The organism is Aureisphaera sp., from assembly GCF_059726885.1.
This window is the reverse complement of record NZ_AP041051.1, coordinates 2724867-2738406: the sequence shown is the minus strand read 5'-3', so window position 1 is coordinate 2738406 and position 13540 is coordinate 2724867. Positions and strand designations below refer to the sequence as shown.

The following is a 13540-nucleotide window of genomic DNA, read 5'->3' as shown; positions in this document are numbered from 1 at the left end:
CTGTTAACTGAATGGTTGACAGTGCTTTTTGTTTTTTATGTTCAGCTTTATTTCCTGTCCGTCTTTCAAATCATTTCCAATTGCACGCTTTATTTATTTCAATAATCATTTTCTCCAAAAGTCAATAGGTTTGTGTCTGGATCAAGTATTGAGAATTCCTTTTGCCCCCAGGGTTTGGATTCCAATTTTCCATTTGGGTGAATACCTATATTGTTGTCCAATAATATTTGGTAGAAATTGTCTATACCAATGGTTCTAATATAAACTTGTCCGTAATTTTTTTTAGGATCAAGTTTCTTGAATTCAAAGAAATGTATTTCTATAGTATCTTTTCTGACCATTAAGTATCCTTCATAATCCCCTATTTCTTGAAACCCTAGCCTATTTATATAAAACTCCCTTGTGGCATTTTTGTCGCGCATCGGTAATTTCGGAATAATATCTGTGAGCATGAAATTTCAATTTTGAGTGAGGGAGTATGGAATAAAAGTAGGAAGATTAATTCAATTAAGCTTCTTGGCGGAGCTATGAATTATCTGCGTTATGTGTTTTCTAAAGGAACCCAAAATACCGCATGGGTTATTCGTAACTGGTCAAACGAACCATCCCCTTCAAGTTTTGTTCTATGGATTCATTCTCCATAGCGTTCAGGATGTTGGTCACATAGAACTTTCTTCGGGCAATCATATTCAAAAACCGTGCGTCTTTAAACAATTCAATGTTCTTCGGGTTGCCCTGATTCAGGAAATCACCATGTTCAATAAGATATGGTTCTATTTGACCCTTCCATAACGATCTTGAGTTATGCTCCTCTTCCTGAAAGTCTTTCAACACATCTTTCCAGGTAATGATATAATTCCGCAAGGAATCATTTTGTATAAGCTGTATCTCTCCAGTACTAATCAAGGATTCTACTACCCCATTTGAAGGGTCGAACGTAATCCCTCGGAACATTCCCGGACCAAAGGCCATAATCGAATCCAAGGAAGCCCTCTCATCTATGTTCCCGACATTCGCTAAAACCACCGAGCAGGATTTCAGGGATTCTAGGTAAGCTGTTTTGTTTCTTTCAAATTGCTTCAGGTTCTCAAGGGACTCTTTGTGAAGCTCAATCAACAAGGCTTTTTCTTTCGATCTATTTTTGCGATCCTCATTACACCCATTTATTTGTACAGCAATCAAAATCCCAATAACCACAAGGACTATTTCGCCAAAGGCATACAAAAGGTATTTACTGATTTTATGTTCTGAGAGCAGTCCTCTCCTTATTTTCCTAAAAAATGACAGCATAATTGTTATTCGTAAAGGTAATTGCAACTGCTAAAATAGGGAAAGTAAGCTTTAAGTGTTTATACTGGATTTTCTGGGTTCTCAAAGAAAATAATCGATAGCTGTAATTAATCCTTAGAGTACAAACCTTAACATCACTTTACAAAAGCTACAAGGCTTAATTTGTTATTTTAGTTCCTTAAATCTGCCAATTTATGAAACATCTAGTGTTCCTGTTTTTTATCGCGATGGTTTTCAATAGTTGTGCGCAGCAACAAAGCAATAGGAGTTTGGCGATTTCATCAGAAAACACCGAAGACTATCGTATTGAAACCGTAGTGAGCGGACTAAGTAATCCTTGGGGTATGGCATGGCTACCGGATGGAAGCATGCTTATTACCGAAAAAAGTGGATCTCTTATCCATTTCTCTAATGGCAAGAAAAGCGAGATCGAAAACATTCCGGACATCTATGTCCGAGGACAGGGCGGTTTCATGGATGTGGAATTACATCCAAATTACGGTGAAAATGGTTGGATTTATTTTACCCATGCCTCATCTGAAGGTTCTGGACAGGGTGGAAATACCAAGTTAATCCGTGCGAAATTAGAGGGTAATTCCCTCAGTACTATTGAAAGCCTGTACAAAGCCGGGCCCAATACCAGAAGAGGACAGCATTTTGGTTCCAGGATAGCATTCGACAACGACAACTATATTTATTTTTCTGTGGGTGATCGGGGCGATAGGGATGTAAACCCGCAAGATATTACCCGTGACAATGGCAAAGTCTATAGGCTACACGACGATGGTAGTATTCCGGCAGATAATCCTTTTGTGAATGAACCCAATGCAAAAAAAGCCATTTTTTCCTATGGGCACCGTAACCCCCAGGGAATGGCAGGACATCCAAAAACCGGAAAAATCTGGACCCATGAACATGGCCCTAAAGGCGGAGATGAAATTAATGTTATAACTAAAGGGGCCAATTATGGATGGCCCATTATTTCATATGGCATAAACTATAGCGGCTCCAAATTTACCGAAGAAACCGCACGCCCTGGAATGGAGCAACCCGTGTATTATTGGGTGCCTTCGATTGCCCCCTGTGGGATGGATTTTGTTACGGGAGGTAAATACCCCAGTTGGGACGGGCACCTTTTGGTAGGCTCTTTAAAATTCAACTATGTCGAATTGGTCAAACTGGATGGTGAAAAGGCCGTTGGACGTGAAAAGATTGCGGAAGGTGTTGGGCGTGTCCGTAATGTAAAAATGGGGCCGGATAAGCTTATTTATATTGCTGTAGAAGGCCAAGGTATCGTTAGGTTAGTTCCAAATTAATATTCATGAAATTTATTATTGCCACACTTTCGCTCGTCATTCTATATGCATGTAAGTTTAATACCGAAGGAGAAGTTACACCTACTTTGGTGTCGGTGACCCAACCTACCCAAAACACCAATCTAAAAGTCAGTATGGAACGGGGCGGACTGGTATATCTCGATTTTTGCATGCAATGTCATCTCGGCAATGGCGCAGGAGTTCCAGGAACGTTTCCTCCCCTGGCACAATCGGACTGGCTTATCGACAAAAGGACAGAAAGCATTCATGCGGTAAAGTACGGTCAAAAAGGGGAAATTACCGTAAATGGCAAGTCATACAATGGCCTTATGGCTCCCATGGGATTAACCAATGAAGAGGTAGCAGACGTCATGAATTACATTATGAATTCGTGGGGTAATACCCAAGCTAAAATGGTGACTCCAGAGGAAGTAGAAGCTGTTGAAAAATAAGAAAATGTGGTTTAGTCAATAGTCGCAAATCTCATTACCTTTGCACAAACAAATTGTCCATGCTCATTATTGGTATAGCCGGTGGAACGGGAAGTGGAAAAACAACCGTCGTTAAACAGATAGTTGAAGAGTTTCCAAAGAATGAAGTCTGTGTCATTTCACAGGATTCCTACTACCGTGACACTTCCCATCTATCGTATGACGAACGGGTTCGTATAAATTTTGATCACCCAAAATCCATTGATTTCGAACTTCTGGTTAAGCACTTGGAAGATTTAAAGGAAGGAAAGTCAGTAGAGCAACCTATATATTCATTTGTTGAACATAATAGAACAGGGGAAACCGTCACATTCCATCCCAAAAAGGTGATCATTGTCGAAGGTATATTAATTCTTACCCATAAAAATTTAAGGGACCTTTGCGATGTAAAGCTTTTTGTACATGCGGATAGCGACGAAAGACTCATTAGAAGGCTCAGAAGGGATATGGCAGAAAGGGGAAGGGATTTAAACGAAGTATTAAATCGTTATCAGAGCACACTAAAACCCATGCATGAACAGTTTATAGAACCAACCAAGGAGTTTGCCGATATTATTATCCCGACAAATCGCTACAACACGGTTGCAGTGCAGTTATTGCGAAACATAATTCATCAAAAACTGAACTAACAGAAGTGAAACGACCAGGAATCACAAAGAAAAAATGGTTTGTAGTGCTTAGTAGCACCTATATTCTCATTCTCATTCTTTTTATAGTGTGGATGATTTTCTTTGACACCAATTCCTATTTCATTCACAAAGAGCTAAATGATGAAATCAATGCTTTGGAAGACACCAAAGAGTTTTACCGGGAGGAAATTGATAAAGACAAGGAATTTATTGTGAAAATGCAGGACAGTAATGAAGTTGAAAAATATGCACGTGAAAAGTATTATCTAAAACGTGAAAATGAGGATATCTATATTATTGAACACGAAGACAGTTTAAAATTGCAATCGAAAAATGAGTAATCCCTTATTCCAGGAATTCGAAGGAGTTTCCTCGAAAGCGTGGAAACAAAAGATACAAGTAGACCTAAAAGGCGCCGATTACAATGAAACCTTGATCTGGCAAAGTTTGGAAGGAATACATGTAAAACCTTTCTACCATGCCGATGAGACCAAGGGAGGCTTTGACCCAATCCCAGGTCATCCCAATGATTGGGCCATTGGTCAATCCATATTTATAGATAATGAAACTGTTGCCAATAAAATCGCATTAGATGTTATTGCTCGGGGAGCGGAATCTATTTATTTTAAAGCAGATAAGGCCTTCAACATAGAAAACACCCTTAATGGCCTGGAATTATCTGAAATTACCTTACACTTTCAACTGAATTTTTTAGATAAAGAATTCTTGAGTTCGCTTATAGGCAGTGTTTCCAAAAAAGGGATAAATAGTTACTTCCATGTAGACATTCTTGGCAACTTGTGTGAAAGTGGCAATTGGTTTCACAATCTTGAAAAGGACCATGAACTATTGCAAGCTTTGTTGCAAGAATTTCCAACTCAAAATATCCTTGGGATCAATACCACCCTCTATCAAAATGCTGGGGCTAATAGCGTACAGCAATTGGGATATGGGCTGGCACATCTAAATGAATACCTAAATCATTATTTCAGTTCCCATGATTCTTCGGGCAAAGAGGTAAGAATACTATTCAAGGTAGCAGTTGGAGCCAATTATTTTTTCGAAATCGCCAAGATCAGGGCATTCCGGAAGTTAGTAGCGCTACTAGCCAGCGAATATAAGCTTACCATAAACTGCCATATTCTTGCAGAACCTTCCAAGCGTAATAAAACATTGTATGATTACAACGTAAATATGCTGCGTAGTACGACAGAATGTATGAGTGCCGTGCTTGGCGGGGCAAATACCATTTGCAATATGCCTTATGATTCGATCTACCATAAGAGCAATGAATTTGGTGAACGGATTTCTAGAAATCAGCTACTTATTTTAAAGTCCGAAAGTTATTTCGATATGGTAAGCAATGTAGCCGATGGAAGCTACTACATAGAAAGCCTTACCGATCAGCTTGGCGAAAAAGCATTGCAATTGTTCAAGGATATAGAGAAGAACGGAGGGTTTGTTAAGCAACTACAAGCCGGGGTAATTCAGAAAAAAATAAAGGAAAGCGCTGCAAAAGAAGTGCAGTTGTTCGAAGAAGGACGTCTTGTCTTGGTGGGAACCAACAAGTATGAAAATCAAAATGACAAAATGAGTCATGACCTAGAATTATACCCATTTATAAAGACGAACCCCAGAAAAACCCTTATTGAACCGATCATAGAAAGAAGAATTCCTGAAAACATTGAAAAACAACGACTGGATAATGAATAGACTATACCTTTTCTTTATAGGTGCCTTGGGTATCCTTTTTATTGGATGCGAAGAACCACTTGATTATAAATATGCCGATAAGCCGCTCACATTAAACTGCGCTACCATAGACAAAGGTTTGCTGAAGGAAGCCATATATAGCTTTCAGGATGATATCGCTACTTTTTACAAGGATCCCGATATTCTCGCTGGGTCAAAAACTGCTTATATAGAAGCCTACAAGCAATTTATTTTTACAGGATTGCACGGAGATGCTCCTTATGCCGAAATTGCTTCTCCCCATTCACTGGCAGTGTTAGAAAAATTAAAGAAAATAGATGACCTCTGGGATAGAAATCGCAAAGGAACCAATCTAAACTATACTGGGGAATTTATGTCCTGTATCTTCGGTAACATAAGGGACGAAGACCTCAAGAATCAATTTGCAACCATTCTGGAAGTAGATTACCTGACCCCACAAATAATGGCAGAGCCCATGCGACAGCAAGTAGCCAAGATATTTAACGATGAACACTTGGCCATGTACATTGCAATGGATGCCTTTTACCAACAACTTTTGAACTCAGCTACGGAAAATGAATAAAAGACAACTAATACTAATTGTATCTGGACTGATCCTACTATTGGTCTCGAGCTCTTGTCAAAACATTGATAAGGAAATAAAAGATATTTGGGAAACGGATGAAAAAGGATCCGTAATAGGCACCTATCATTATCTAGATGATAGAGGAATCAAGTTATTCTTACCTGATGCCTTCGAAAAGACCTCTGTCTCGGAATACCAGAAAATCCTAGATTCCCTTTTAGATAAAGAATCGTATAGGTACGAAACAAATCGAATCAACAAATTACAAAGCATGGACGGGGGCTTTCACCTTTTCTTTGACCAATACAGCCGTTCCACATGTACCGTAAACAGTGTCAATTTTATGCCTATGACCAAAAATGAAGCCCAAGAATTTCTTGGAATCATGCGTAGGTCTATCGAACAAAGCTTCGACCATAAAAATTATACTATCGAAAAAGTAAGTGCCAAATACAATGGAGATAGCGATGAGCATGTGTTTAAAGGTGTTTTTATGGTTTCCAATGAAAAACTGGATAGCGAATACTACAGTAGCACCTATATCATTACCTCCAATGAAAAAACCGTAATCATGCAGATTACTTCACCCTTTAAAGGAAATTTCGATCCATTTGTTACCAAAATAAATATGTAATGAGTAGAAGAGATCTGCAGCATATGGAATGGAAATTGGAAGGGGATCACTCTTCAGGTTTACCTGTAGAAACCCTTAACACCGCTGAAGATATTCCTGTAAAATCCAGCTATTCTACAAAGGATATCGAATCTTTGGAGCATCTCGACTTTGTTGCGGGAATAGCGCCAAATTTACGTGGCCCCTACTCTACCATGTATGTGCGCAGACCTTGGACCATTAGACAATATGCTGGGTTCTCTACAGCAGAAGATAGTAATGCCTTTTACAGAAGAAACTTAGCTGCAGGACAAAAAGGGTTGTCCGTGGCTTTCGATTTAGCTACGCACCGCGGGTATGACAGTGATCACCAACGAGTGGTAGGCGATGTTGGAAAAGCTGGGGTAGCCATAGATAGCGTGGAAGACATGAAGATTTTGTTCGATCAAATTCCATTGGACAAGATGAGTGTATCCATGACTATGAACGGAGCGGTACTACCTATCATGGCATTTTATATTGTAGCGGCCGAAGAGCAAGGAGTCCCTCCGGAAGCGCTGGCAGGAACCATTCAGAATGATATTTTGAAGGAATTCATGGTGCGAAATACCTACATTTACCCTCCTGCCCCTTCCATGAAAATCATTAGTGATATTTTTGAGTTTACCTCTCAAAATATGCCCAAGTTCAATTCTATTTCAATTTCTGGATACCATATGCAGGAAGCAGGTGCTACCTGTGACATTGAATTAGCCTATACCTTGGCAGATGGGTTAGAATATATTCGTACGGGAATAGCAGCAGGAATGGATATTGACAGCTTCGCCCCGCGTTTATCGTTCTTCTGGGCCATCGGAATGAATCACTTCATGGAAATTGCCAAAATGCGTGCAGGACGTATGCTATGGGCCAAGCTTGTAAAACAATTCAATCCAAAAAATACAAAGTCACTATCACTAAGAACGCATTGTCAGACCAGTGGATGGAGTCTTACCGAACAGGATCCGTTCAACAATGTAGCAAGAACCTGTATCGAGGCATCGGCAGCCGCATTTGGGGGCACACAATCACTGCATACCAATGCCCTGGATGAGGCCATCGCATTACCTACGGATTTCTCTGCCCGAATTGCGAGAAATACCCAGTTGTACCTTCAAGAAGAGACCTACATTACAAAAACGGTCGATCCATGGGCAGGAAGCTATTACGTAGAACGCTTAACTCATGAAATCGCCGAAAAAGCTTGGAACTTAATTCAGGAGGTCGAAGAATTGGGCGGAATGACCAAAGCCATAGAGGCAGGAATTCCAAAACTACGCATAGAGGAAGCTGCGGCCAGAAAGCAAGCCCGAATCGATAGTGGACAAGACATCATTGTTGGGGTAAATAAGTATCGTTTGGAAAAAGAAGATCCCCTTCAAATATTGGATGTGGACAACCAAAAGGTTCGGAATGGGCAAATGGATCGTTTGGATCGCATCAAATCTGAGCGAAACTCGGACAATGTAGCCCAATGTTTGGAACAATTGACACATTGCGCAAAAACAGGTGAAGGAAATTTATTAGCTTTAGCAGTAAATGCAGCGCGTGAACGTGCTACATTGGGCGAAATAAGCGATGCTTTGGAAACTGTTTTCGGCAGGTACAAAGCACAGATAAAATCATTTAGTGGCGTGTACAGTAAAGAAATAAAGAAAGACCCTTCCTTTGAAAAAGCCCGTGAATTGGCGAACAAATTTGCCGAGCTGGAAGGCCGTCGCCCTAGAATAATGATTGCAAAAATGGGACAGGACGGCCATGATCGCGGGGCAAAAGTAGTGGCTACAGGTTATGCCGACGTTGGATTCGATGTAGATATTGGTCCATTATTCCAAACCCCTGCTGAGGCTGCACAACAAGCAATTGAAAACGACGTACATATCCTAGGGGTTTCTTCATTGGCAGCAGGGCACAAAACCTTGGTTCCCCAAGTTATTGAAGAAATGAAAAAATTAGGAAGGAATGATATCATGGTCATTGTAGGCGGGGTTATTCCCGCACAGGATTATGAGTTTCTTTTCGAAGCAGGTGCCGTTGCCGTTTATGGCCCTGGAACCAAGATTAGCGATGCGGCAATCGAGATGCTGGAAATTCTCATAGACTCGGTAGTCTAAAAAAGAGCAACCTTTTCTTAAATCTGAATCTCCTACGAAGTAAAGGGAGCAAACCGCAATTACATGAGCAATCCGAAAATACACATTACCAAAACCGAAATATTATCCGACAATTGGTATACACTTAGAAAGTTCACCTATGACTATGAAAAGGAAAACGGATCTTTAGAAACCCATGCAAGGGAAGCCTACGACAGGGGAAATGGAGCCGTCATATTGCTTTACAACAAAGAAAAGGGCACAGTGGTGCTAACCAGGCAATTCAGATTGCCCACCTATGTCAATGGGAATAAAACGGGAATGATGATCGAAGCCTGTGCAGGATTGCTGGATGCAGACAATCCTGAAGATTGCATTAAAAAAGAAACCCAAGAAGAAACAGGTTATCAAATTACGGAAGTACGCAAAGTTTTTGAAGCCTATATGTCCCCAGGATCAGTTACTGAAATCCTGTATTTTTTTATTGCTGAATATACCGACGAAATGAAAACCAGCGAAGGTGGTGGTTTGGTAGAGGAAGAAGAAAATATAGAAGTACTGGAACTTAACTTCGACAAAGCGATCTCTATGGTGGAAACGGGTGAAATAAAAGATGCGAAGACGATTATGTTATTGCAGTATGCACAGTTGCATCGATTATTATAAGAATTAAGAATTGTTATGCTTGCATAATAATTAATAGGACAGTACCTTTACGAAAATCAAAACTATACTATGGATTTGAAGGCCAAAATGCTTCGTGACGACGCCCTAAAAGGCAAAACAATTGTAGTTACCGGTGGAGGTAGCGGATTGGGTAAATCTATGACCACCTACTTCCTTGAATTGGGAGCCCAAGTAGTCATTACTTCCCGGAATCTAGAGAAACTTCAAGCTACTGCTAAGGAATTGGAGGAACAGACTGGTGGGACAGTATTACCGGTACAATGCGATGTAAGGCACTACGATCAGGTCGAAGCCATGTTGAAAGCCTCCGTAGATGCTTTCGGAACAGTTGATGTGCTATTGAATAATGCCGCGGGAAACTTCATCTCCCCTACCGAACGCCTTTCCGCTAATGCTTTCGATACTATTATAGATATTGTTTTAAAGGGGACAAAAAACTGTACCCTTGCTTTCGGAAAACACTGGATCAATGCTAAGGAAACCAACAAAACGGTCCTGAATATTGTCACAACCTATGCTTGGACGGGTTCTGCTTATGTGGTTCCAAGTGCTACTGCCAAGGCGGGAGTATTGGCTATGACACGTTCCTTGGCAGTTGAGTGGGCAAAATATGGTATGCGTTTCAATGCCATAGCACCTGGTCCCTTTCCTACCAAGGGTGCATGGGATAGATTGTTACCTGGAGATTTGAAAGAGAAGTTCGATCTGGCTAAGAAAGTTCCCCTCAAAAGAGTGGGAGATCATCAGGAATTGGCTAATCTGGCCGCCTATTTGGTTTCCGATTTTTCGGCTTATTTAAACGGAGAGGTTATCACCATAGATGGCGGCGAATGGTTAAAAGGTGCAGGGCAGATGAACCTATTAGAAGAAGTTCCAGAGCAAATGTGGGATATGCTGGAAATGATGATCCGTTCCAAAAAGGCTAAATAATGTGTTCGCGGTTAGGTACGATAGCACCCGACACTACAAGACGAAAATGTTTTTGAGAATATTTGCAAACACATTTCATCTCCAGGAATGTTCACTTTCTGTTAACAAAATTCATTTTCTATCCACATAATTAATCGTATTTTTAGTCCACAAAATTGTAGGAAAATTAATGGGTAAAATAATTGCTATTGCCAACCAAAAAGGAGGTGTTGGTAAAACCACCACTTCTGTTAATCTTGCAGCATCCTTGGGAGTACTTGAAAAGAAAGTCCTTCTCATTGATGCCGATCCCCAAGCAAATGCAACTTCTGGTCTAGGTATAGACGTAGAAAGTGTTGAGCAGGGCACTTACCAACTGTTGGAGCATACCATAGGTGCCAAAGAATCTATTATTGAAACCAATTCGCCCAATGTTAGCATCATTCCCGCGCACATAGATCTAGTGGCTATAGAAATAGAGCTGGTTGACAAGGAACGGCGCGAATACATGCTCAAAAATGCCATCTTGGATTTAAAGGAGGATTATGACTTCATCTTAATAGATTGTGCGCCCTCTTTGGGATTACTCACCTTGAATGCCCTTACGGCGGCAGACAGTGTGATGATCCCTATACAATGTGAGTATTTCGCACTAGAAGGCCTTGGCAAGCTTTTAAATACAATTAAAAGCGTTCAAAAAATACACAATGAACATCTGGATATTGAAGGATTATTGCTTACCATGTACGATTCCCGTTTGCGACTTTCCAACCAAGTGGTTGAAGAAGTAAAAAAACACTTTGACGAGATGGTTTTTGCCACCATAATCCAACGAAATGTGCGTTTAAGTGAGGCACCAAGTTATGGTGAAAGTATTATTAGTTATGACGCGGGTAGTAAAGGAGCCAATAATTACTTAAGTTTGGCAAACGAATTAATTGAGAAAAACGCGTAGGATTTATGGCGAAAGCGACAAAAAAACAGGCCTTGGGACGAGGACTTTCAGCCTTGCTGAAAGATCCAGATAATGATATTAAATCGGTTGACGACAAAAATGCTGATAAAGTAGTCGGTAATATTGTTGAGTTGGAACTCGACACTATCGAGATGAACCCTTTCCAACCAAGAACTAGTTTCAATGAAGAAACATTACGGGAACTTGCTTCTTCCATTCGTGAACTTGGGGTTATTCAACCTATTACTGTTCGAAAGCTAGGTTTCAACTCCTACCAATTGGTAAGTGGAGAAAGACGGTATCGTGCCTCTAAATTGGTCGGGTTAAAAACAATCCCAGCCTATATTCGTATAGCCAATGATCAGGAATCATTGGAAATGGCATTGGTCGAAAATATTCAGCGCCAAGATCTGGATCCTATCGAAATCGCTTTGTCCTATCAACGACTTATTGAGGAAATTAAGGTAACTCAGGAAGAATTAAGTGACCGTGTAGGTAAGAACCGTAGTACGGTTACGAATTACCTACGCCTTTTAAAATTGGATCCCATTGTGCAAACAGGTATGAGGGACGGTTTTATTTCCATGGGACACGGTCGTGCCTTGATCAATGTAGATAGTACCAATGATCAGTTGGACATCTATGAAAAAATCGTGTCAAACTCCCTTTCAGTGCGCGATACGGAGGCCTTGGTTCGTAAATACAAAAATCCGGATGCTCCCAAGGAAACTTCAAAAAAATCGACACCTCATTTTGCCAATAAAGGAAGTAGGGAACTTTCAGACCTTCTCGACACCAAAGTATCGGTAAAAGCAAATTCCAAAGGCAAGGGACAGCTGTTGGTACCTTTTAAAGATGAAGCCGACTTTCAACGCATTTTGAACCTCATTAAAAGTGAAAAGTAAGCTTTTTCATATTTTTTTTCTTTTTAGCAGTATACTCTTTGCTCAAAAGACAGATACGCTTTCCGTTGAAAAAGAGCGTCAATTAGTGGTACAGGATACCGTTAAAGTTCCCTATGACCCTTTGGCCCCATCTAAAGCTGCATTTTACTCGGCTGTATTACCCGGTTTGGGACAGGCCTATAACAAACGGTACTGGAAAATACCTATTGTTTATGCCGGAATTGGTACAGGAGTATACTTCTATTTACAAAATACAGATGATTACAATCGTTTTCGGGATGCTTACAAGAGAAGATTGGCTGGTTTTACCGATGATGAATTTCAGGGCATATCCGATGATAGACTTATCGATGCACAACGAACAGCTAGCCGAAACAGGGATGTGAGTATCATAGTTTCTATCGTATTCTACATATTGAATATTATTGACGCTAATGTAGATGCACATTTAAGGCAATATAATGTAAGCGAGGACCTTTCCATTCAACCAAGTATTTTGAGGAACCAGAATACAGGAGTCATAAATACCCAGGGGAATTATGGCCTCTCCCTAAAATTCAACCTGAAATGAAAATAGCATTATTGGGATACGGGAAAATGGGAAAAACCATAGAGCGCTTAGCACTTGAGAAAGGACATTCCGTTGTATATACGCTCTCTAGCAAAGGAGAAACCGGAAAACTTGAGGATGCCGATTGCGCCATTGAATTTTCTGTCCCGAATACTGCTGTTGCAAATATTTCCAAGTGTTTACGGTATAATATTCCCGTGGTTAGTGGTACTACTGGATGGCTGGATTCTTATGAAGAAGTGCTAAAGTTATGTGAAACCAGTAACGGAAGTTTTATCTATGCGTCCAATTTCAGCATTGGGGTAAACCTGTTTTTTGGGGTCAATGAATACCTGGCCAAACTTATGCGGCCATGGAAGGACTATCAACCCTCCATTGAGGAAATTCATCATACGCAAAAGCTAGATGCTCCCAGTGGAACTGCCATATCTATTGCCGAAGGTATTTTGAAAAATTCGGATTTGGAACATTGGAAATTGGATGGCAATCCTGAAAAGGAACTTGCAATTGCAGCAAAAAGAATAGACGATGTAAAAGGAACCCATAGTGTACAGTATCAATCGAGTATTGATACTATTACCATTACGCATGAAGCCCATACGAGGGATGGATTTGCCATGGGGGCAATTCTAGCAGCAGAATGGCTTCTTGATAAAAAAGGGGTCTTTACAATGAAAGACGTTTTAAATTTGAAATAAACTAACACCAAAAGGCCAGACAAAGAACAGGCCTGTAAAATATAG

Annotated in this window: 16 protein-coding genes; 14 read left to right on the top strand and 2 right to left on the bottom strand. The window is 40.4% G+C overall.

Annotation, left to right across the window (positions count from 1 at the left end; translation table 11 throughout):
* Positions 1-98: 98 nt before the first annotated feature.
* Positions 99-452: a bleomycin resistance protein gene (locus tag AC6JAD_RS11985; protein ID WP_461303439.1), complete on the bottom strand. Its 354-nt coding sequence runs from the start codon at positions 450-452 to the stop codon at positions 99-101.
* A gap of 127 nt (positions 453-579) precedes the next feature.
* Complete coding sequence (locus tag AC6JAD_RS11980) at positions 580-1290, bottom strand: DUF6090 family protein (RefSeq protein ID WP_461303438.1); 711 nt, start codon at positions 1288-1290, stop codon at positions 580-582.
* A gap of 194 nt (positions 1291-1484) precedes the next feature.
* Here AC6JAD_RS11980 and AC6JAD_RS11975 point away from each other — a divergent pair, with 194 nt between their 5' ends.
* From AC6JAD_RS11975 to dapB, 14 genes are all read left to right on the top strand, one after another.
* Positions 1485-2606: a PQQ-dependent sugar dehydrogenase gene (locus AC6JAD_RS11975; protein ID WP_461303437.1), complete on the top strand. Its 1122-nt coding sequence runs from the start codon at positions 1485-1487 to the stop codon at positions 2604-2606.
* Positions 2607-2611: 5 nt separating this feature from the next.
* Positions 2612-3058, top strand: a complete 447-nt coding sequence (locus tag AC6JAD_RS11970) for a c-type cytochrome (protein ID WP_461303436.1) — start codon at positions 2612-2614, stop codon at positions 3056-3058.
* Between the two features lie 59 nt (positions 3059-3117).
* Complete coding sequence (gene udk, locus AC6JAD_RS11965) at positions 3118-3726, top strand: uridine kinase (protein ID WP_461303435.1); 609 nt, start codon at positions 3118-3120, stop codon at positions 3724-3726.
* A 5-nt stretch (positions 3727-3731) separates the two neighbouring features.
* On the top strand, positions 3732-4067 hold the full coding sequence (locus AC6JAD_RS11960; protein WP_461303434.1) for an FtsB family cell division protein: 336 nt from the start codon (positions 3732-3734) through the stop codon (positions 4065-4067).
* The gene (locus tag AC6JAD_RS11955; protein ID WP_461303433.1) at positions 4060-5439 is read left to right on the top strand and encodes a methylmalonyl-CoA mutase subunit beta; all 1380 of its coding nucleotides are present in this window, start codon (positions 4060-4062) and stop codon (positions 5437-5439) included. The genes AC6JAD_RS11960 and AC6JAD_RS11955 overlap by 8 nt, the downstream gene beginning before the upstream one ends.
* The gene (locus tag AC6JAD_RS11950; RefSeq protein WP_461303432.1) at positions 5432-6022 is read left to right on the top strand and encodes a hypothetical protein; all 591 of its coding nucleotides are present in this window, start codon (positions 5432-5434) and stop codon (positions 6020-6022) included. Before AC6JAD_RS11955 ends, AC6JAD_RS11950 begins: the two co-directional genes overlap by 8 nt.
* Positions 6015-6659 (top strand): hypothetical protein, encoded by a 645-nt coding sequence (locus AC6JAD_RS11945; RefSeq protein ID WP_461303431.1) that lies wholly within the window; start codon positions 6015-6017, stop codon positions 6657-6659. The genes AC6JAD_RS11950 and AC6JAD_RS11945 overlap by 8 nt, the downstream gene beginning before the upstream one ends.
* Positions 6659-8791 carry a methylmalonyl-CoA mutase gene (gene scpA, locus AC6JAD_RS11940; protein ID WP_461303430.1) on the top strand — a complete coding sequence of 711 codons (2133 nt, stop codon included), beginning with the start codon at positions 6659-6661 and terminating at the stop codon, positions 8789-8791. Before AC6JAD_RS11945 ends, scpA begins: the two co-directional genes overlap by 1 nt.
* A gap of 63 nt (positions 8792-8854) precedes the next feature.
* On the top strand, positions 8855-9436 hold the full coding sequence (nudK, locus tag AC6JAD_RS11935; RefSeq protein WP_461303429.1) for a GDP-mannose pyrophosphatase NudK: 582 nt from the start codon (positions 8855-8857) through the stop codon (positions 9434-9436).
* A gap of 69 nt (positions 9437-9505) precedes the next feature.
* Positions 9506-10387 carry an SDR family oxidoreductase gene (locus tag AC6JAD_RS11930; RefSeq protein WP_461303428.1) on the top strand — a complete coding sequence of 294 codons (882 nt, stop codon included), beginning with the start codon at positions 9506-9508 and terminating at the stop codon, positions 10385-10387.
* Between the two features lie 169 nt (positions 10388-10556).
* Positions 10557-11321, top strand: coding sequence for a ParA family protein (locus tag AC6JAD_RS11925; RefSeq protein ID WP_461303427.1), 765 nt, complete (start codon positions 10557-10559; stop codon positions 11319-11321).
* Between the two features lie 5 nt (positions 11322-11326).
* Entirely contained in the window at positions 11327-12226 is a 900-nt protein-coding gene (locus AC6JAD_RS11920) for a ParB/RepB/Spo0J family partition protein (RefSeq protein WP_461303426.1), read from the top strand.
* Complete coding sequence (locus AC6JAD_RS11915) at positions 12216-12797, top strand: DUF5683 domain-containing protein (protein ID WP_461303425.1); 582 nt, start codon at positions 12216-12218, stop codon at positions 12795-12797. Before AC6JAD_RS11920 ends, AC6JAD_RS11915 begins: the two co-directional genes overlap by 11 nt.
* On the top strand, positions 12794-13495 hold the full coding sequence (gene dapB / locus AC6JAD_RS11910) for a 4-hydroxy-tetrahydrodipicolinate reductase (protein ID WP_461303424.1): 702 nt from the start codon (positions 12794-12796) through the stop codon (positions 13493-13495). Before AC6JAD_RS11915 ends, dapB begins: the two co-directional genes overlap by 4 nt.
* The last annotated feature ends 45 nt before the right edge of the window (positions 13496-13540 follow it).

What these genes read in the sequence shown, in the direction of transcription:
- dapB (WP_461303424.1), top strand. Translation starts at nt 12,794, where the DNA reads ATGAAAATAGCATTATTGGGATACGGGAAAATGGGAAAAACCATAGAG.
- udk (WP_461303435.1), top strand. Translation starts at nt 3,118, where the DNA reads ATGCTCATTATTGGTATAGCCGGTGGAACGGGAAGTGGAAAAACAACC.
- AC6JAD_RS11955 (WP_461303433.1), top strand. Translation starts at nt 4,060, where the DNA reads ATGAGTAATCCCTTATTCCAGGAATTCGAAGGAGTTTCCTCGAAAGCG.
- AC6JAD_RS11970 (WP_461303436.1), top strand. Translation starts at nt 2,612, where the DNA reads ATGAAATTTATTATTGCCACACTTTCGCTCGTCATTCTATATGCATGT.
- AC6JAD_RS11975 (WP_461303437.1), top strand. Translation starts at nt 1,485, where the DNA reads ATGAAACATCTAGTGTTCCTGTTTTTTATCGCGATGGTTTTCAATAGT.
- scpA (WP_461303430.1), top strand. Translation starts at nt 6,659, where the DNA reads ATGAGTAGAAGAGATCTGCAGCATATGGAATGGAAATTGGAAGGGGAT.
- AC6JAD_RS11930 (WP_461303428.1), top strand. Translation starts at nt 9,506, where the DNA reads ATGGATTTGAAGGCCAAAATGCTTCGTGACGACGCCCTAAAAGGCAAA.
- nudK (WP_461303429.1), top strand. Translation starts at nt 8,855, where the DNA reads ATGAGCAATCCGAAAATACACATTACCAAAACCGAAATATTATCCGAC.
- AC6JAD_RS11945 (WP_461303431.1), top strand. Translation starts at nt 6,015, where the DNA reads ATGAATAAAAGACAACTAATACTAATTGTATCTGGACTGATCCTACTA.
- AC6JAD_RS11950 (WP_461303432.1), top strand. Translation starts at nt 5,432, where the DNA reads ATGAATAGACTATACCTTTTCTTTATAGGTGCCTTGGGTATCCTTTTT.
- AC6JAD_RS11985 (WP_461303439.1), bottom strand. Translation starts at nt 452, where the DNA reads ATGCTCACAGATATTATTCCGAAATTACCGATGCGCGACAAAAATGCC.
- AC6JAD_RS11980 (WP_461303438.1), bottom strand. Translation starts at nt 1,290, where the DNA reads ATGCTGTCATTTTTTAGGAAAATAAGGAGAGGACTGCTCTCAGAACAT.
- AC6JAD_RS11925 (WP_461303427.1), top strand. Translation starts at nt 10,557, where the DNA reads ATGGGTAAAATAATTGCTATTGCCAACCAAAAAGGAGGTGTTGGTAAA.
- AC6JAD_RS11920 (WP_461303426.1), top strand. Translation starts at nt 11,327, where the DNA reads ATGGCGAAAGCGACAAAAAAACAGGCCTTGGGACGAGGACTTTCAGCC.